At 61.1% G+C, this 16,604-nt stretch carries 14 protein-coding genes and 1 riboswitch; of the genes, 6 read left to right on the top strand and 8 right to left on the bottom strand.

The window, feature by feature from the left end; all coding sequences use genetic code 11:
* Nucleotides 1-246: 246 nt before the first annotated feature.
* The 3 genes from argH to AAA138_RS05360 all read right to left on the bottom strand — a co-directional run bounded on the left by argH (nucleotide 247) and on the right by AAA138_RS05360 (nucleotide 3,428).
* Nucleotides 247-1,677, bottom strand: a complete 1,431-nt coding sequence (gene argH, locus AAA138_RS05370) for an argininosuccinate lyase (protein ID WP_349089870.1) — start codon at nucleotides 1,675-1,677, stop codon at nucleotides 247-249.
* A gap of 118 nt (nucleotides 1,678-1,795) precedes the next feature.
* On the bottom strand, nucleotides 1,796-1,966 hold the full coding sequence (locus AAA138_RS05365) for a hypothetical protein (RefSeq protein WP_349089869.1): 171 nt from the start codon (nucleotides 1,964-1,966) through the stop codon (nucleotides 1,796-1,798).
* A gap of 235 nt (nucleotides 1,967-2,201) precedes the next feature.
* Nucleotides 2,202-3,428 carry an argininosuccinate synthase gene (locus AAA138_RS05360; protein WP_035138001.1) on the bottom strand — a complete coding sequence of 409 codons (1,227 nt, stop codon included), beginning with the start codon at nucleotides 3,426-3,428 and terminating at the stop codon, nucleotides 2,202-2,204.
* Between the two features lie 554 nt (nucleotides 3,429-3,982).
* On the opposite strand from AAA138_RS05360, the gene AAA138_RS05355 reads away from it, so the two are divergent.
* Nucleotides 3,983-4,810: an HAD family hydrolase gene (locus tag AAA138_RS05355; protein ID WP_349089867.1), complete on the top strand. Its 828-nt coding sequence runs from the start codon at nucleotides 3,983-3,985 to the stop codon at nucleotides 4,808-4,810.
* Between the two features lie 274 nt (nucleotides 4,811-5,084).
* Here the strand turns inward: AAA138_RS05355 and polA are convergent, their stop codons facing one another.
* Complete coding sequence (gene polA, locus AAA138_RS05350) at nucleotides 5,085-7,835, bottom strand: DNA polymerase I (protein ID WP_349089866.1); 2,751 nt, start codon at nucleotides 7,833-7,835, stop codon at nucleotides 5,085-5,087.
* Nucleotides 7,836-8,001: 166 nt separating this feature from the next.
* Here polA and AAA138_RS05345 point away from each other — a divergent pair, with 166 nt between their 5' ends.
* Together AAA138_RS05345 and AAA138_RS05340 are read left to right on the top strand one after the other, a co-directional pair.
* Nucleotides 8,002-9,399 carry an aminopeptidase gene (locus AAA138_RS05345; protein WP_349089864.1) on the top strand — a complete coding sequence of 466 codons (1,398 nt, stop codon included), beginning with the start codon at nucleotides 8,002-8,004 and terminating at the stop codon, nucleotides 9,397-9,399.
* Nucleotides 9,400-9,502: 103 nt separating this feature from the next.
* Nucleotides 9,503-10,312 (top strand): YaaA family protein, encoded by an 810-nt coding sequence (locus AAA138_RS05340; RefSeq protein WP_349089862.1) that lies wholly within the window; start codon nucleotides 9,503-9,505, stop codon nucleotides 10,310-10,312.
* 40 nt (nucleotides 10,313-10,352) lie between these two features.
* On the opposite strand, the gene AAA138_RS05335 is transcribed toward AAA138_RS05340, so the two are convergent.
* Nucleotides 10,353-10,874, bottom strand: coding sequence for a hypothetical protein (locus AAA138_RS05335; RefSeq protein ID WP_161115568.1), 522 nt, complete (start codon nucleotides 10,872-10,874; stop codon nucleotides 10,353-10,355).
* 63 nt (nucleotides 10,875-10,937) lie between these two features.
* Nucleotides 10,938-11,053, top strand: a riboswitch (TPP riboswitch).
* Between AAA138_RS05335 and thiC the strand changes: the two genes are divergently transcribed.
* A complete protein-coding gene (thiC, locus tag AAA138_RS05330; RefSeq protein WP_349089860.1) occupies nucleotides 11,046-12,380 on the top strand; it encodes a phosphomethylpyrimidine synthase ThiC in 1,335 nt (444 codons plus the stop codon). Its footprint overlaps the riboswitch before it by 8 nt.
* A 182-nt stretch (nucleotides 12,381-12,562) precedes the next feature.
* Nucleotides 12,563-13,393, top strand: a complete 831-nt coding sequence (gene thiD / locus AAA138_RS05325) for a bifunctional hydroxymethylpyrimidine kinase/phosphomethylpyrimidine kinase (RefSeq protein WP_349089858.1) — start codon at nucleotides 12,563-12,565, stop codon at nucleotides 13,391-13,393.
* 261 nt (nucleotides 13,394-13,654) lie between these two features.
* Here the strand turns inward: thiD and AAA138_RS05320 are convergent, their stop codons facing one another.
* The 3 genes from AAA138_RS05320 to AAA138_RS05310 are packed head-to-tail and all read right to left on the bottom strand — an operon-like array spanning nucleotide 13,655 to nucleotide 15,459.
* Nucleotides 13,655-14,728, bottom strand: coding sequence for a peptidoglycan recognition family protein (locus tag AAA138_RS05320; protein WP_349089856.1), 1,074 nt, complete (start codon nucleotides 14,726-14,728; stop codon nucleotides 13,655-13,657).
* Nucleotide 14,729: 1 nt separating this feature from the next.
* A complete protein-coding gene (locus tag AAA138_RS05315) occupies nucleotides 14,730-15,035 on the bottom strand; it encodes a hypothetical protein (RefSeq protein ID WP_349089854.1) in 306 nt (101 codons plus the stop codon).
* A gap of 10 nt (nucleotides 15,036-15,045) precedes the next feature.
* Nucleotides 15,046-15,459 (bottom strand): hypothetical protein, encoded by a 414-nt coding sequence (locus AAA138_RS05310; protein ID WP_349089852.1) that lies wholly within the window; start codon nucleotides 15,457-15,459, stop codon nucleotides 15,046-15,048.
* 148 nt (nucleotides 15,460-15,607) lie between these two features.
* Between AAA138_RS05310 and AAA138_RS05305 the strand changes: the two genes are divergently transcribed.
* A complete protein-coding gene (locus AAA138_RS05305; protein WP_349089850.1) occupies nucleotides 15,608-16,474 on the top strand; it encodes a tyrosine-type recombinase/integrase in 867 nt (288 codons plus the stop codon).
* The last annotated feature ends 130 nt before the right edge of the window (nucleotides 16,475-16,604 follow it).

Below are 16,604 nucleotides of genomic sequence, written 5' to 3'. Positions count from 1 at the left end.
ATGTGTCACTTCTGTTTCGAAGCCTGATTAGAGTACCATCCGACTGTCCATCAACCGCACCGAGCAGAGCAGACGGTCGATTGCCGCCCGCGAACGTATCCCCTTCACAACCTGCCCAAAGGTCCTACAGAAGTTCTCGACAAGCCCCTCCCCCATAGCAACAAAATACGGACGCCCACATCAGCAGGCGCCCGTAAAGCGAAACCGATTTATCAATACATGGCCAAAACGGCTTCAGCCAAACCCCTACTTTGCCCCGTGACCCATCTCGACGACCTTGGTCAGCGATCCAAACACGCCTTCGTCGGCCACGAGCTGTGCCTCGGCGCACTCAAGCTGCACGGCAACGGCGGCAGGAGCGGTACCGCCCTCGGTCGTGCGCGCGGCGACAATCGAGGGGATGTCGAGCGCCTCGGTAATATCGTGCTCAAAGAGCGGGCTTGCCTCCTGGAACACCTCAAACGGCAGGTCTTCAAGATTGCAGCCGCGCTTCTCGCACATCAGGACCAGATGGCCCACCACGGCATGCGCCTCACGGAACGCCAGGCCACGCTTGGCCAGGTAATCGGCAACATCGGTAGCGGCAAGGTGCCCCACGCCGCACTCGCGCGCCATGGCATCCTCGTTGACGGTCCAAGTCGAAATCATACCGGCCATAACCGACAGGCACTGCAGGAGCGTGTGAGCGGTATCGAGCGCGCCCTCCTTGTCCTCCTGCAAGTCCTTGTTATAAGCAAGCGGCAGGCCCTTCATGGTTACGAGCAGCTGCACCAGGTTGCCATAGACACGGCCGCTCTTGCCGCGAATAAGCTCGACAAAGTCGGGATTCTTCTTCTGCGGCATGATGGACGAGCCGGTGGAGTACGAGTCGGAAAGCGTGATAAAGCCAAATTCAGAGCTCGACCACAGCACGATCTCCTCGGAAAGACGCGACAGGTGCATGGCCATGACGGAGCCGGCGTAATGCAGATCGAGCAGGAAATCACGGTCGGAAACCGCATCGAGCGAGTTGGGAATCACGCCCGCAAAGCCAAGTTCAGCAGCCGTCATCTGGCGATCGAGCGGATAGCTCGTACCGGCAAGCGCGGCAGCACCCAGCGGGCAGTTGTCGGCGGCATCAAAGGCGGCCTTCAGGCGTGTAAAGTCGCGCGCGAACATCCAGGAATACGCCAGCAGATGATGCGACAGCAGCACGGGCTGAGCATGCTGCATGTGCGTGTAGCCCGGCAGAATCACCTTGTCGTACTTCTTGGCCGCATCCACCAGCACATGGCGCAGCTCAAGATTGGCCTCCATGAGCTCCTTGGCCAGCGCCTTGACGCCCAGGCGCGTATCGGTCGCCACCTGGTCGTTGCGCGAACGTCCGGTATGCAAGCGCTTGCCAGCCTCGCCGATGCGACGCGTCAGCTCGCTCTCGATGGACATATGAATGTCCTCGTCGTTGATGTCGAAGGTGAAGTTGCCGGCATCGATATCCTGTTCGATTCCGGTCAGGCCCTCGGCTATCGCTTGCTCGTCCTCGGCACTGATGATGCCTTGGGCGGCCAGCATCTTGGCATGTGCCTTAGAGCCGGCGATATCCTGCTTATAGAGATGTTTGTCGACCGGCAGCGACGCGCCAAACTCCTGCGTGACCTCGGCCACGCCCGCCTCAAAACGACCGCCCCAAAGAGCCATGGGATCGTCCCCTTTCATCAAATACCAAACGAAGCGCCCAAAGCAATGCGCCCTGTCGCTAAAGCGATTTACCAACCGCTAGTTTTGCACATTCCCCACTGCATGCGGGGCCATGTAGCTAATTTGCAAAGAAGTGACGCACCATGCACTTGGCACCCAACGTCTCCCTCCGGATGTTGCCCTGCGAACCGTCAATCCAAGCCTTCAGGCTCATAGGGACGCCCTCGACCTTTGCAGCATCGAGCTCGGGCGCGAGGGCAAGTAAAGCATGCGCGATGACATTGAACATATTGGATACTCCTCATATATATAGGCGCAAGGCCGACAAATTGATAGAAAGAGCCCCGCCGGACAACCCCGGCGGGGCTCGGACTCAGCCGCAAGCGCGGCGTCATATATGCGGGCGGAACGTAGGGGCCACCGATGTTAAGAAGTGTCAGCAAGCATAACGAAAGGTAGGGACCCCGTGCGCCCGTTTTGTATCACGCGGATGGGCCGCGCGGATACCAAGGGAAGGAAAAGCCTTAGGCCTGGGCGGCGGCAGAGCTGGGACCCTGGACCTTTGCCCACGTCTTGAGCGACAGCGTATCGATCTCGATGAAGCCGGCGCTGGCCTTCTCGTCAAACGTGGTGTCGCGGTCGTAGGTAGCCAGACCGTAGTCGTAGAGGCTGAAGGGGCTCTTGCGGCCGACGACATGGCAGTTGCCCTTAAAGAACTTCAGGCGGACGGTGCCGGTCACGAACTTCTGGGTGTCGGCCATAAAGGCGTCGAGCGCGTTCTTGAGCGGGCTGTACCACTGGCCGTTATACACGGCGGTGGCCCAATCCTGCTCGAGCTTGATCTTGGTCTTGAGCAGGTCGCCCTCGACGCAAATGTCCTCGAGCGCCTTGTGGGCGGTGATGAGCGTCAGGGCGCCGGGAACCTCATAGCACTCGCGGCTCTTGAGGCCCACCAGACGGTCCTCAACCAGGTCGAGACGGCCAAAGCCGTTGTCGCCCGAAATCTTGTTGAGGGCGATGACGATCTCGGAGAGCTTCATCTTCTTGCCGTCGACGGCGACGGGCTTGCCGGCCTCAAACTCAATCTCGGTATACGTCGGGGTGTCGGGCGTGTCCTCGGGATTCTTGGTCATAACCCAAGCGTCATCGAGCGGCTCGTTCCAGGGATCCTCCAGGTGACCGCACTCGATGGCGCGACCCCACAGGTTGTCGTCGATGGAGTAGGGGTTGTCGTTGGCACCCTCGGGAACCGGCACGTTGTGAGCATGGGCGTAGGCGACCTCGTCGGGACGGCACTTCAGGTCCCACTCGCGAACCGGGGCGATAACCTTGAGCTCGGGGTCGAGGGCCTTGACGGCAGCCTCGAAGCGGACCTGGTCGTTACCCTTGCCGGTGCAGCCGTGGGCGACGTAGGTCGCGCCAAACTCGTGGGCGACCTCAACAAGCTTCTTGGCAAGCAGCGGGCGAGACAGGGCGGAAAGCAGCGGATACTTGTTCTCGTACATGGAGTTTGCGGCGATGGCCTTGGTCAGGAACTCATCGGAGAACTCGTCGCGCAGGTCGAGCACCTGACAATCCAGAACGCCCAGGTCGAGGGCCTTCTGCTTCTTGGCATCCAGGCCGGTCTCCTCCTGGCCCACATTGCCGCAGACGCAAACGACATCGAGATTCTTCTCGTCCTGGAGCCACTTGACACATACGGATGTATCAAGACCACCAGAATATGCGAGAACGACTTTTTCCTTGCTCATGGCTGTTTCCTTTCGCCCTTGGTAGCTAGTTAGAACATCGGTCAGTTGCAAGTCATTTCGAGGTCAAAAACCGTGCAATATCAGGTTAAATAGCAAAAATCAGCACATACATGCCCTAGAAACATGCAGCAATGTCGTGCTAAAACCCAACGACCTCAAAATGACTCTGTTGAGGCAATTCGCCCCATGCGGACAGAGACGATTGTTATCGTCGTCGGGAAATTGCGCGCTGGCGTCGGATGGCATTGTCTGCAGTAGTGATGATCTTTACGAACTGCATCTGCCTCTCCTTTCACCTATCGCCGGGCGCAATTCAAATATCGTAAACGGTACCTTTTTCTCGCTAAGCGGCTCTTTTGCCGTCTCCGTTTTCGATGTTCGCTATATTACGATAAAGTGCCCGCTGCACAAGCGGCAAATTCAAATTTCTGAAAAGTTTTTTCATTAGTTTGTGAATGGTGATGCAAACGCGCGCCAATCCTGCGAAAATACGCCCTACTACAAGTTGATGGTTATAACGTCTGAAACAATTTCGAAACGAAAGGCTCGCTTTTATGCAAACTTACGAATCGGACGCCAATATCGGAAACATTAAGCTCATCGCCGTCGACATGGACAAAACGCTGCTGACCGACGAGCGCGTGCTGCCGCAAGGCCTCGACGAGCGCCTGGACAAGCTCGCCGAAGCCGGCATCGTATTCTGCCCCGCTAGCGGACGTCCAGCCCCCAAGCTCGAGGAGATGTTCGAGGGCATCAAGAACCGCCTCGCCTTTTGTCCCGACAACGGAGCCTGCGTCATCTATCGCGGCAACTATATCTATAAGAGCAACATCGATGTGGCGCTGTATCAGCAGGTCTTGAGCCGCGCCTCGGAGGATCCGCGCGCTGTCCCCGTCCTGTGCTGCTTCGACGAGTTCTACGTGCTTGCCCGCGACCATCAGTACCACGACGAGATCAGCGTCTACTACAACACAATCAACTACGTCGACAGCTTTGAGGGCATTGATTTCGAGTCCAACAAGATTTCGGTCTTCTTCCCCGGCTACGACGCCGAGCCCGCTTTCCGCGAGACCTATAGCCCCGAGTTCTCGGACAAGCTCTACGTCACCAACGCCGGGCGCGAGTGGATCGACTTTATGAACCTGGGTGTCGACAAGGGCGCCGGCGTCGCGCACCTGTGCGAGCACCTGGGCATCGATATCGCCGATGCCGCTGCCGCGGGCGATACGTACAATGACATCCCCATGCTGGAGCGCGTCGGTCACAGCTTTATCGTGGACAACGCCGAGGAGCATATGAACGCGCATGCTAAGTGGCGCATTCCGAGCAACAACGACGGGGGCGTACTGACGCTCATCGACGCCATCTTGGCGGCTCGGTAGCCGTCCCATCGGGCCTGGCCGGGCGGCACGGGATAACTTTTCGCTCGGTCAGGTCCTGCGCAAGACGAAAGCCACATTAAGTGGCTTTCTTTGCGTGCGGAATCTACGAAAAGTTATCCCGTGCCGCCCGGCCAGGCCCTAGGTTTACTTACCTGCCGCCTAGATGGCGTCTTGGCGTCTAGATACTTGGCTGAATTTTTTGGAATGAAGGGGGCTCCTTGTTGGCAAGGAGCCCCCTTCAGCTTTTGGTTACTTTGGAACTGTGGTTACTTTCCTATTTCGCGTCGGCCCAGGTTATGCCGGTGCTGGCTTCGGCGATGAGGGGTACGCGTAGGTCTACTACGTGCTCCATGACGTCGCGGACCATGGCGGTTAGGCGCTCGACTTCGTCGACGGGGCACTCAAAGTCCAGTTCGTCGTGTACCTGCAGGATCATGTGGGCGGCAAAGCCCTCTTCTTCCAGGCGGCGGCTTACGCGGGCCATGGCGATCTTGATGATGTCTGCTGCGGTGCCCTGCATGGGGTGGTTCATGGCCGTGCGTTCGCCAAAGCCGCGAAGCTGCGGATTTTTGGCCTTGAGCTCGGGAATATGGCGTCTGCGGCCGTACATGGTCTCGGCGTAGCCCGTCTGCTTGGCACGCGCCACCACATTGTCGAGGAACGTGCGCACGCCCGGGTAGGCCTCGTAGTAGCGATCGATCATATCGCGCGCCTCGGCCATCGAGATATGCAGCGACTGCGACAAACCGTAGGCCTGCTGGCCGTACACGATGCCAAAGTTCACGGCCTTGGCGCGGCTGCGCAGGTCGGGTGTCACCTCGGACACCGGCACGCCAAATACACGCGCGGCCGTCTCGGCATGGAAGTCCTCGCCCTCGTTAAAGGCACGTACCAGATGTTCATCACCCGAAAGATGCGCGAGCAGGCGCAGCTCGATCTGCGAGTAGTCCACCGCCAAAAAGACGCTGCCCTCGCCTGCCGAAAACGCCGTCTTGACGGTACGCCCGAGCTCCGAGCGAGTCGGAATGTTTTGCAGATTGGGGTCGCTCGAAGACAAACGTCCCGTCGCGGTGATGGTCTGGTTGTACGTGGTGTGCACACGACCGTCACCACGGCGCAGCGGACCTAGCGTGTCCAGATAGGTCGACTTAATCTTGGACTTCTCACGCCAGTCCAAAATCAGGCGCACGATCTCGTGGTCGCGGGCAAGATCGCTCAACACCTTAGCATTGGTCGAATAGTAGCCGCGCTTAGTCTTCTTGAGGCCCTTGGTCGGAAGCCCCATCACATCAAAGAGTACGTGCGACAGCTGCATGGGGCTGCCAATATTAAAGGTCTCGTCACCGGCAAGGTCGCGAATGTTTCGCTCGACCTCGGTGATCTGGGTCGCCAGGCCCTCGGACAGGCTGTGCAGGCGATCGGGATCCACGAGCATGCCCGCGCGCTCCATCTTGGCAAGTACCGGCACGAGCGGCATCTCGATGCCATCGAACACGTTGGCGGCGTTCTCGCGGGCCATGCGGTCGCGCAGCGGTGCGACCAGCACCAGCGTCAAGGCCGCCGTGCGAGCGGCAGGCGCCGGAGCGTCCTCACCAGCACCCTCTGCGCCGCGCGCCGCAGGCAGCGCCATCTGCAGATAGGTATCGGCAAGATATGCCTCATCGAACTCGGAGCGATCGGAATCCAACAGGTAGGCGGCAACAACGGTATCGAAGATGCGCGTGGAATCGACTGCCAGCGGATCCATGAGCTCGGGCTCAGAGGAATCGATAGGCGAAAGCTCGTGCAGCAGCGCCTTCATATCCGGGCTCGCCACGCGGCCCTCCATAAACAGGCGCGCGAGCACGCCGGCAATCACGCCGTGGGCGAAGTTAAAGCCCTCAACCTCAACCGCCGCATCGCTGTCGCCCTCCTCGAGCGCGAACAGGCCCTTGGACGTCGCCAGCCACAGCGTGCGCGTCAGCCCAAAGAGCGCGCCCTCTTCCTTGTCGTCGTCCACCACGGCGGCGACCCACTCGCCGGCATCGATCGCGCGGGAGATCTCAGCCGCAACGGCAGCAAGTGCCTCCGCATCGCCTGCGGCGGCACGCAAAACGGAGGGAATCTCAAGCGTGCTGGCAGCGGGCACGACCCCGCCCTCGCCGCCAATCAGCGCCAGGAAGCGGTTCTGCATGGCGGTGATACCAAGCGTACCCAGCGCCGCGGAAACCTCATCGGCAGAAAACGCCGGGAAGGACGTTTCGTCAAAGTCGAGCTCGACAGGCGCATCGGTGCGAATGGTCGCAACCTTGCGGCTCAGCAGTGCGTCGTCGATGTGCGCACGCAGGTTCTCGCCCATCTTGCCCTTGACCTCGTCGGCATGCGCGATGACCTCGTCCAGGCTACCGTACTGCGCGATAAGCGCGCTCGCCTTTTTGGGGCCGATGCCCGGTACGCCGGGAATGTTGTCCGACGTATCGCCCTTCAGACCGTAAAAATCGGGCACGAGCGCCGGTGTAATGCCGTGATACAGGTCGTCCACGCTCTCGGGCGTCATGATCGCCACGTCGGACAGGCCCTTGCGAGTCGAGACCACGTTGACGTGCTCGGTCACAAGCTGATACATGTCGCGGTCGCCGGTCACCAGCAGCATGTCGCAGCCGGCCTCCTCGCCCAGGCGAGCCATGGTTCCCAGGATATCGTCGCCTTCCCAGCCCTCGGACTGCAGAATCGGCACGTTGAGCGCGGTGAGCAGCTCCTTGATCATAGGGAACTGCGCGTGCAGATCGGGGTCCATGGGCGGGCGCTGCGCCTTATACTGCGGCAGCATCTCCATGCGCACGCGCGGCTTGCCCTTATCAAACGCCACGACCACGCCGTCGGGGTTAAAGGCATCGATCATCTTGAGAAACATGTTCAGAAAACCAAAGATTGCGTTGGTGGGGCGACCGTCCGGCGCGTTCATGGTGGGCGGCACGGCGTGGAAGGCGCGGTGCATGAGCGAGTTGCCGTCGATAACGGCAAAGGTACGGCGCTTGTCAGACATATTGAATACCTCGCTTTGGGCTGGGCACGGTTTGCTCACTCCAGTTTACACGCTCCCCGCCCCGCGGCCACCGCACATCAAGCTCCCCCGCCACCGCGCGCCCGTGCGTGATACGATGGCTCACGGTACATTAACCAGCACGATCGATCCGAAAGGAGCCTGCGTCATGGAGCGTCCCTGCGCATGGAAAAAGTACACGCCACAGCAAGTCGAGGAGCTCGAGGAGCTTTGCCGCGGCTATAAGCAGTTTTTGAGCGAGAACAAGACCGAGCGCCTGTGCGTCAAGTCCGGTATCAAGATGGCCGAGGAGGCGGGCTACGTCAATCTGGAGACCGTGATCACCGAGGGCCGCGCGCTCAAGGCCGGCGACAAGGTGTACGCCGCCAACCACGGCAAGGACCTTATGCTCGTCAACCTGGGCACCGCCCCGCTCGAGCAGGGCTTTAACATCCTGGGCGCCCACGTGGACTCGCCGCGCCTGGACCTCAAGCAGAACCCCGCCTTCGAGGCCGGCGACATGGCCTACCTCGACACGCACTACTACGGCGGCGTCAAGAGCTACCACTGGGTGGCCTCCCCACTTGCACTCGTGGGCGTCATCTGCAAAAAGGACGGCACCACCGTCGACATCAACATCGGCGACAAGGCAGACGATCCGGTCTTTACCATCTCCGACCTGCTGATCCACCTCTCGAGCGAGCAGATGGCCAAGCCCGCCAAGGACGCCGTCGACGCCGAGATCCTCGACGTGATCGTGGGCGGCCGTCCCGTCAAGTTCGATGAGGACGACAAAGACGCTCCCAAGGAGCCCGTCAAGCAGATGTTCCTGGATATCCTCAAGGAGCAGTACGACGTCGAGGAGGAGGACTTCCTCTCCGCCGAGATCGAGGTCGTGCCCGCCGGCCCGGCCCGCGACATGGGCCTCGACCGCTCCATGATTCTGGGCTATGGCCACGACGACCGTGTCTGCGCCTATCCGTCCATGCTCGCCCAGATCAACGTCGCCAACGTGGAACGCACGAGCATCACACTCATCGTCGACAAGGAGGAGATCGGTTCCGTGGGCGCCACCGGCATGACGAGCCGCTTCTTCGAGAACACCGTCGCCGAGATCATGACGCTCGCCGGCGAGGATAGCCCGCTGGCCCTGCGCCGTGCACTCGCCCACAGCCGTATGCTCTCCTCCGACGTGTCCGCCGGCTTCGACCCGGGCTACGCCGGCAAGTTCGAAACCAAGAACGCAGCCTTTATGGGTCGCGGCCTGTGCTTTAACAAGTACACGGGCAGCCGCGGCAAGGGCGGATCTAACGACGCCGACGCCGAGTACGTGGCCCTCGTCCGCGACATCATGGACGAGGCGGGCGTGGACTTCCAGACCTGCGAGCTCGGCCGCGTCAACGCTGGCGGCGGCGGCACCATCGCATACATCATGGCCAAGTACGGCATGAACGTCATCGACTCCGGCGTTGCCGTCCTGTCCATGCACGCCCTGTGGGAGGTCGCTAACAAGGCCGATATCTACGAGGCCTATCGCGGCTACAAGGCCTTCCTCGAGCGCGCCTAACCGATCCTTCATCAGTTGCGGTGAAATACGGACTAAACTGGCCCATAAACGGCCAAAACAGACCGTATTCCACCGCAACTTCCTTTTTGGCAGAGGAGAGTCCATGCTGCAGGTCATCATTTCGCCCGCCAAGCAGATGCGCGCGGCCCAAGATGCTTTTGAAGTCCTGGACATACCGCCTTTTGCGCACGAAACGGCTCGCCTCCACCGCGCACTGCTAGATATCGAACGAAATGAAGGCAGCGGCGGTCTGCAGACGCTATGGAACGTAAGTGACAAACTGCTGGGGCCTTGCCTCAACACCCTGCATGAGTTCGGGCCCATCCTGAAAAACGGCGATCTCGACAATCCCGCACTCGCCCGACACCTCTCCCCCGCCGTCATGTCCTACCACGGCATCCAATACCAAAGTATGGCGCCCGAGGTCATGGATGCCGCACAGCTCGACTGGCTGCAAAACCATCTCTGGATCCTCTCGGGCCTTTACGGATGCGTACGCCCCTTTCATGCCGTTGAACCGTATCGGCTGGAGATGGGCGCAAAGCTTGCCGTCGACGATGCCCGAGACCTCTACGCGTTTTGGGGCGACAAGCTCGCACGGACCATCGCTCCGGCGAGCTCCAACGCTACGATCGTCAATCTCGCCAGCGCGGAGTACGCCAAAGCCGTTCTGCCCCACCTCGCGGGCGACGCCACAGTCGTCACGTGCCTCTTTGGTGAAGGCATCCGCAACGGCAAGCCCATCCAGCGCTCGACCGCCAGCAAAAAGGCGCGCGGCTCCATGGTGCGCTGGATGGCGGAAAACAAGGTCGAGGATGTAAGCGGGCTCACCGCGTTCGACGTTGGCTATCGTCACCTTCCCGAGCTTTCAAATAAAAACACTTTGGTCTTCCTGAACGAACGGGCCTTGTAGGACCACCGCTACTCTTGAATGTACCGCCTAGGCACGACGTCTATTCCGCCAAGCCGTCGGCTTTGGCAATTTCATTTGTCGTGCCGTCCTGATAGGTAATCTTGACATGCTCAACCTCGGACACCTTGACGCCCGACGGAGGCTCCAGACGCCATTCCGTCAGGGCGATATCCATGGTCGTGGGCACATCTCCTTGATCTTTGAGCTTCACCGTCAGCGTTTTGAGCGCCGCGTCAAACGTCACGCGTTCGATTTCTTCGCCTGGAATGGACCCACCACTCAGCTGCAACTGAACAAACTCATCGCGCGGGTACCAATAATCGCCCGGAATGGCGAGCGTATTGGCATTACCGCCAGTACTCCTCACCGCCATAATCGGTAGGCTATCATCGGCCTCAAACTCCCAGGCAGCGCCGCCGCGACCGCCAAACGTCCAAATACAAAAGGCAATCACCAGCACGGCAAGCACCGCAAAGCCAATCGCGACCAACCCATGGTGCGCACGGCCCTCCTCGGCCGATATGTCCCATTGCGTCTCTCGATATAGATGCTTGTCTTCCATGTACGCCTCCCCACAGGCACGTTCGTTAGGCCAATCGTACCCATTCAGGCTATACTTGAGCCCACTACATAAACGGGGAGCTTGCAGGACAGGACGGCAGGCTGAGATTGGGCGCGCCCGCCCTGACCCGCAAACCTGATATGGGTAATGCCAACGAAGGGAGCCGTGCCAATGAGCACACAGACCGAGTCCAAGCTTGTCACGCAAATCGACTTCGCCCGCGCCGGACAGATCACGCCGCAGATGAAGGAGGTCGCCGAGCGCGAGCATCGCGACCCCGAGTACATCCGCGAGCGCGTGGCCGACGGCCGCATCGCCATTCCCGCCAACATCGTGCACATCAAAAAGGGCATGCGCGCCTTTGGCGTCGGTGAGGGCCTGTCCACCAAGGTCAACGTCAACTTGGGCATCTCGGGCGATAAGGCCGATGCCGCCGAAGAGTGGAAGAAGGTCAAGATCGCCGAGGACTTTGGTGCCGACGCCATCATGGACCTCTCCAACTCGGGCAAGACGCGCCAGTTCCGCCAGCAGCTCATCGACGAGACGCCGCTCATGGTAGGCACCGTCCCCATGTACGACGCCATCGGCTACATGGAAAAGCCGCTGGTCAAGCTGACCAAGGACGATCTGCTCGAGGTCGTGCGTGCACACGCCGAAGACGGCGTGGACTTTATGACCATCCACTGCGGCATCAATAAATCGGTCATCAAGACCTTCAAGGAGACCGGCCGCCTCATGAACATCGTCAGCCGCGGCGGCTCGCTGCTGTTTGGCTGGATGGAAGTCACCGGTAACGAGAACCCCTTCTACGAGTTCTACGACGAGGTGCTCGAAATCTGCCACGAGTACGACGTAACGATCTCGCTCGGCGACTCCTGCCGCCCGGGCTGTCTCTACGACTCCAACGACGCCACCGAGACTGCCGAGATGATCGAACTGGGCAAGCTGTGCAAGCGTGCTTGGGCCGCCGGCGTCCAGGTCATGGTCGAGGGCCCGGGTCACATGGCGCTCGACGAGATCGCCGCCAATATGAAGCTGCAGAAGCGTCTGTGCCACAACGCCCCGTTCTATGTGCTGGGGCCGCTGGTGACCGATATCGGCGTGGGCTACGACCACATTACCGCCGCCATCGGCGGCGCCATCTCCGCAAGCTCCGGCGCCGACTTCCTGTGCTACGTGACGCCCGCCGAGCACCTGTGCCTGCCCGACGCCCAGGACGTGCTCGATGGCCTCATGGCCACCAAGATTGCCGCGCACGCCGCCGATATCGCCAAGAAGGTGCCGCACGCCCGCGACATGGACGACAAGATGGGCCAGGCACGCCGCAAGCTCGACTGGGACGCCATGTGGAAGTGCGCCCTCGACCCGGTCACCGGCAAAAAACGCTACGAGGAATCCCCTGCCGCCACCGAGGGCACTTGCACCATGTGTGGCAAGATGTGCGCCGTCCGCACCGTCAACAAAGTGTTTGAGGGCACGACGATCGACCTCGGTATGGAGGACTAGCCTCTTCGCCGCAATCGCCTATAGGCTCGCCGCAGTACCTGCCAATTGTTAACTTGTGAACATTTGCCTGCATTTGCGTAAAAATTACATCTCGCGCCCGGGTTCGGCATATCACCGGCCTGGGCATCTTTATAATGCTGGCTTAAAGACCCATTTGAATCCGACCAGACAAGGGAGCGAACATGGATCGCAGCAAGGTACCTGCCGTTCTATCCATCGCAGGATCCGATTCCAGCGGTGGCGCCGGCATTCAGGCCGACATTAAGACCATCACGGCGCACCGTCTGTATGCCGAAACAGCCATCACGGCCATCACCGCACAAAACACGCTCGGTGTCACCACCGTGCAGAATGTCTCCCCGGATATTGTCGCGGCGCAGATCGATGCCGTCTTTGACGATATCCGACCCAGCGCCGTCAAGATCGGCATGGTTTCCTCTGCTGAGATTATCGAGGTTATCGCCGACCGCCTGAGTGCCTGGGACGCACAAAATATCGTCGTCGATCCCGTCATGGTCGCCACTTCGGGCGCTCGCCTCATTGCCGAGGATGCCGCCGAGGCGCTCACACGTCGCCTGTTCCCGTTGGCGACCGTCATCACGCCCAACATTCCCGAGGCCATGGCGCTGCTCGACTACGAGGTCGATTCCGAGCGCACGCAGCAAAACGCTGCCATGCTCCTCACCCGCCGCTTTGGCTGCGCGTCCCTCGTTAAGGGCGGGCATTTTGTCAACGAGGCCAACGATGTGCTAGCAGAGCCCGCGCCGCTCGATGACGAGGGCAACCACCTGGGCGATCCGCTCACCACGTGGTTCCGCCATAAGCGCATCGAGACCGGCAACACGCATGGCACCGGCTGCACGCTCTCGTCCGCCATTGCCTGCGCATTGGCACAGGGCATGGAACTTGCCGACGCCATCAACGCCGGCAAGGCCTACCTAACCGGCGCTCTCGCCGCCGGCTTTGACATGGGCGAAGGTTCCGGCCCCGTCAACCACATGTGGCAGTACTGAGGCAGTTTGCCGCAGCTCGCTATTGATGCTGACCAACAGGAAAAACTCGCTGACGGCACAGCAACACGCTGACCATACTTAGGGTTTGGCGGCAACTTAGGATATTCGAGGGATGCGAAAAAGGGGCCGTGGCGACGAACCGCCACGGCCCCTTTTGCTGTTATCGCCCGCGGTCGCTCCCGCCCCAGATCAGGGCGAGCGCGACAACCGTGACGAAGCTGCCCAAAAACGCGCCGAGCGCCGCACCCATGCCGAAAGCCATTACCACGGCACCCCGTCGGTGACGCAGACCTGCAGACGGTCGAGCGGCTCGCCGTAGATACCGGCGTAGTCGTCGCCGCTATAGGTAGAGCCGTCGTCGCACACGGTGTTCAGCCATCCGGCGCGCGCAGTGGTCTGGGAGCGGTACCACGCCTGCTTGTACTCCTCGCCGCTCGGCGTCACGTAGTACATGCGCACGCCGTCGATGGTATGACCGGCGATACCGGCGCAGCCGTTTACGGTGTCATTGCGGTCGCCCTTGGCGACCCAGTCGAGCCAGCCGTCCTCGACGGTGTGGACCTGATACTTGAGCGTACCGCGATCAACTCGGGCGCAAAGGAGGTCATGCTGTCGGCACGGGTAGCCCGCGAAGCCGTCGTCGCCGGCACCGAAGTCAGTCACCTCGTCCAGCCAGCCGCCACCCTTGAGGTGCAGCGAGTAGTGTACGGGAACACGGGCGCCAGTGGAGCGAGGGAAACCGCCCGGCGCGCCCTGCGACGCCGAAGGCGCAGCGGGGGTCGTCGCGGGCTGCACAGTCGGCGCGGACGGCTGCGTGCCGCCGACCATCGCGTCGTACCACTCGACGGCGCGCTGCATGTAGTGGTCGCGCTGCGAGCCAGCCAGCTCGCCGGGGCAGGCCGTGGACGACCAGTGCTTGTGCGGGAACACGTTCACCATCCATGCCGGGCGGCCCAGCCCGTAGTACAGGCACAGCGCCGCCACGAGGTGCGCACCGCTCTCGATAGCGGCCTCGTGAACCGTCCACGGGCCGCGCGCGCTGTTGGCGTGTTCGATGCTGATGGTCGTGTCGTTGCCGCCGCCTGTGCCGATGCCGTCGCCGCAAGCGTAGGCGCGGTCCGTGTCGTTGACGTGCTGCACGATGTAGCCGTTGCGGTCGACCGAGTAGTGGGCAGAGCAGCCGTTGGCGGCCCAGATGCTGTTGCACTGGGCTGCATTGAGGTCACCCGCCATATGGTGGATCGTGACGCCCTTGATGCCGAAGGGTCGTCCCGCCGAGAAGTTGCAGCCGAGGAGCTTGTACTCGTCCGGTTGGACGTTCGCGAAATCTGCCATGTTAGTCCTCCTTAATGTCGCCGAGCGCGAGCAGCGCGTCGAACCATTTGTCCGTGATACCGACGGATTTGAAGGCGGCATAGGCCACCTGTACGCCGCCGACACACGCGAAGATGGACGTCACCCACGCCGAGGGGTCGGTGGGCACGCCTCCCGCCATGGCCGTGAGGGCGCCGCACCCCGCCGAGACGGCGATGGCCGTCCAGCGGGCGACGCCACCCGTCATGGCCTTAGTCTTGATGGCCTGCACGATGTACGGCACCACGAGCACCGTGGCGACGGTGAGGCCGGCCTGCATCTCAGTCATTTGATTGCTCCTATCTGTCGGATTCCTTGCTGTAGATCAGGTCGACGCGGTCGCAGATGTGGTCGACCTTCTCAGCCATTCCCTGGCTTCTCGCCTGGCTGTGGGCCAAGTCGTTGTGCAGGACCTCGTTGGACGCCACGACCGACTCCATGAGGGTCTTCATGGCCTCCATGAGGCTGTTGCTTCGCTCCATCTGCGCGGCGATGCGGCCCTCCATCTGCGAGCGCTCGCGGTCCCGCTGCGCGCGCTCGTCGACCTCGGCCTGCTTGCGTTCCTCGCGCTTCATGTCGATGCCAGCCTTGCGCTCGTTCTGGCGCTTGTACTCTTCGAGAAATTGCCGCCCAAAATAAACGGCGATGAGCGCCAGCAGCACTCCCCCGAGCCATCCCGGCCCGTACGGCGCGAAGAGCTTGAGTACCTCCATCCACCCTCCTTTCTCGTCTGCGTTGCGCCATCCTACGGGCGGCGTGAGATTGGGCTCCGCCGCCCGCTGCAAGCAATAAATCCCAGACGTAACGCAGCGGGCTACCATGCGAAGCGTCTGGGATTTTCGAGAGATTGGACTGTTCAAAATGCTGTTTTCCGATGCCACCGCCGAGTACATGGCCGACAAGGGCAAGCGTCTCCGCGCCACCACTCTTGAGGGCTATCGCAGCGCCATCCGCTGCCACCTGATGCCGATGTGGGGTGAGCGCGAGATTGAGACGATCAGCTTTGAGGAGATGCAGGATTGGGTCGATTCATTCAATTTGCCGGGCGCGGCGGAAAAGGCCTACAAGACGTTCCGCCAGATATACCGCTGGGTATTACGCCGACACCAGCTCAGAATCTGGGACGTGACGCAGGGCGTGGAGCTGCCGCAAAAGCCCACGGTGCGCCGACCGACGCTCACCGCCGAGCAGGAGCGCACAACATTGAAAGCCATCGTTGGGCAACCATTTGAAGCCGCGGTTCTGCTAGGTGCCGCGCTTGGTCTGCGCCGCTGCGAGGCCTGCGCAGTGAGAATCGAGGATGTGGACTGGCGCAGCGGCTGGGTACATGTGCAGCGCGGCCTGCACGTGGTGGGCGGCGAGGTCATCGAAACCGGATGCAAGACCAAGCTGTCAGACCGCAAGCTGAAACTGCCGCGATTCGCCCTAGAGCGCCTGCGTGCCATTCGTGGGACGCGCAGGTCTGGTCGCCTGTGCCTGCTTGACCCCAACGCCGTCGCCCGCAAGTTCCGCGCATTCTGCAAGCGGCTCGACCTGCCGCATGTGCCGATGACATGCCTGCGCCACAGCTGGGCTACGATCTCGCTGGAGCACGGTGCGGCCATCGAGGACATAGCCGTGGCGCTGGGACATTCGACCGTCAACACGGCGATGGCGCACTACCTGCAATCATTTCGCACGGTCGTGGCTAGGGCGAGCGATTCATACACGGCGGCGATGGAGATGTAGGGCATTCCGTATCCCAGACCGAGTATTTTGCATCTTCAAGCGCCGAATTCTCATTCACTCCCAAGGTGAGCGGCGTAATCGTCGCACAGGTGTGGGCGTATGAGACGTACGGCGCGTGGGGCGGCGAGAT

This window comes from Collinsella sp. CLA-JM-H32B, assembly GCF_040098065.1.
In the GTDB taxonomy this organism is placed as follows: Bacteria; Actinomycetota; Coriobacteriia; order Coriobacteriales; family Coriobacteriaceae; genus Collinsella.
Note: the sequence above shows the minus strand (reverse complement) of the source record. Positions and strands in the feature narration are given on the sequence as shown.

What these genes read in the sequence shown, in the direction of transcription:
- AAA138_RS05310 (WP_349089852.1), bottom strand. Translation starts at nt 15,459, where the DNA reads ATGGAGGTACTCAAGCTCTTCGCGCCGTACGGGCCGGGATGGCTCGGG.
- AAA138_RS05355 (WP_349089867.1), top strand. Translation starts at nt 3,983, where the DNA reads ATGCAAACTTACGAATCGGACGCCAATATCGGAAACATTAAGCTCATC.
- AAA138_RS05365 (WP_349089869.1), bottom strand. Translation starts at nt 1,966, where the DNA reads ATGTTCAATGTCATCGCGCATGCTTTACTTGCCCTCGCGCCCGAGCTC.
- AAA138_RS05305 (WP_349089850.1), top strand. Translation starts at nt 15,608, where the DNA reads ATGCTGTTTTCCGATGCCACCGCCGAGTACATGGCCGACAAGGGCAAG.
- AAA138_RS05320 (WP_349089856.1), bottom strand. Translation starts at nt 14,728, where the DNA reads ATGGCAGATTTCGCGAACGTCCAACCGGACGAGTACAAGCTCCTCGGC.
- thiC (WP_349089860.1), top strand. Translation starts at nt 11,046, where the DNA reads ATGAGCACACAGACCGAGTCCAAGCTTGTCACGCAAATCGACTTCGCC.
- polA (WP_349089866.1), bottom strand. Translation starts at nt 7,835, where the DNA reads ATGTCTGACAAGCGCCGTACCTTTGCCGTTATCGACGGCAACTCGCTC.
- argH (WP_349089870.1), bottom strand. Translation starts at nt 1,677, where the DNA reads ATGGCTCTTTGGGGCGGTCGTTTTGAGGCGGGCGTGGCCGAGGTCACG.
- thiD (WP_349089858.1), top strand. Translation starts at nt 12,563, where the DNA reads ATGGATCGCAGCAAGGTACCTGCCGTTCTATCCATCGCAGGATCCGAT.
- AAA138_RS05315 (WP_349089854.1), bottom strand. Translation starts at nt 15,035, where the DNA reads ATGACTGAGATGCAGGCCGGCCTCACCGTCGCCACGGTGCTCGTGGTG.
- AAA138_RS05360 (WP_035138001.1), bottom strand. Translation starts at nt 3,428, where the DNA reads ATGAGCAAGGAAAAAGTCGTTCTCGCATATTCTGGTGGTCTTGATACA.
- AAA138_RS05340 (WP_349089862.1), top strand. Translation starts at nt 9,503, where the DNA reads ATGCTGCAGGTCATCATTTCGCCCGCCAAGCAGATGCGCGCGGCCCAA.
- AAA138_RS05345 (WP_349089864.1), top strand. Translation starts at nt 8,002, where the DNA reads ATGGAGCGTCCCTGCGCATGGAAAAAGTACACGCCACAGCAAGTCGAG.
- AAA138_RS05335 (WP_161115568.1), bottom strand. Translation starts at nt 10,874, where the DNA reads ATGGAAGACAAGCATCTATATCGAGAGACGCAATGGGACATATCGGCC.